Genomic DNA, 532 nt, shown 5'->3' on the forward strand with positions numbered 1-532 from the left:
CCCTCGATATCTTCCGCCACAATCAGCAGGGGCTTGCTGGTCTGCACCACTGCCTCGAGGATCGGCAGCAGCGACTGTAAGGAGGAGAGCTTCTTCTCGTGGATCAGGATGTAGGGATCCTCAAGCTCCGCAATCATCTTCTCGGCGTTGGTGATGAAGTAGGGAGACAGGTATCCGCGGTCGAACTGCATGCCTTCCACGACATCGAGCTCAGTCTCGGCGGTCTTAGCCTCTTCAACCGTGATCACGCCCTCGTTGCCGACCTTCTGCATCGCCTGAGCGATCATCTCACCGATGGAAGCATCGCCATTGGCCGAGATGGTGCCAACCTGGGCGATCTCCTCCGACGAGGCCACCTTCTTGGCACGGGCCTGGATGTCCTTGACGGCCTCAGCCACGGCGAGATCGATGCCGCGCTTGAGGTCCATGGGGTTCATGCCGGCGGCCACCGCCTTGGCGCCCTCACGAACGATGGCTTGGGCGAGCACGGTCGCGGTCGTGGTGCCGTCGCCAGCCACATCGCTCGCCTTCG

At 62.0% G+C, this 532-nt stretch carries 1 protein-coding gene; it reads right to left on the reverse strand.

Features of this window, described 5'->3' with window-relative positions; all coding sequences use genetic code 11:
* Positions 1-518 (reverse strand): TCP-1/cpn60 chaperonin family protein (locus ACYVOK_RS36175; RefSeq protein ID WP_460667135.1); only part of this gene is annotated, 518 nt, incomplete at its 3' end.
* Positions 519-532: the final 14 nt, after the last annotated feature.

It is taken from the genome of Kribbella swartbergensis, from assembly GCF_054784135.1.